Source organism: Aeromonas sobria (genome assembly GCF_050266975.1).
GTDB classification, from domain to species: Bacteria; Pseudomonadota; Gammaproteobacteria; order Enterobacterales; family Aeromonadaceae; genus Aeromonas; species Aeromonas sobria_B.
Map to the genome: position 1 here is coordinate 1 of NZ_JBKISU010000098.1, position 485 is coordinate 485.

Genomic DNA, 485 nt, shown 5'->3' on the forward strand with positions numbered 1-485 from the left:
ATCTGCTGCTGCCAAAAATCAGCACGTTCTTGAGTGGTCATAGTGAAAATCCAGCGAAGAGGTAATGGATTTCAAGTGTGACGAGCTGATTTTGGGAAAAAAAGATGCCGATTCAAGGGCGCTTACGCTGGATCCGCTCTATCCCATCGTCTATCTGGACTGCATTGTGCTGAAGATCCGCGCGAACCAGCGGGTGATCAACAAGTCGCTCTATCTGGCACTGGGCATCAATATGGAAGGGCACAAGGAGCTGTTGGGCCTGTGGCTGGCCGAGACCGAAGGGGCAAAGTTCTGGCTGTCGGTCCTGACCGAGCTGAAGAACCGCGGCCTGGAAGACATCCTGATCGCGTGTGTGGATGGTCTCAAGGGCTTCCCTGATGCCATTGCCGTGGAGTATCCCCAGACCAAGGTGCAACTGTGTATCGTCCACATGGTCCGCAACTCGTTGCGCTACGTCTCCTGGAAGGACTACAAGGCGGTGACGG

General features: G+C 54.6%; 1 pseudogene. It reads left to right on the top strand.

The features are described 5' to 3' along the window. Positions 1–127: 127 nt before the first annotated feature. Positions 128–485: pseudogene (locus ACLHZ1_RS20605) on the top strand (IS256 family transposase); the annotation flags it as partial.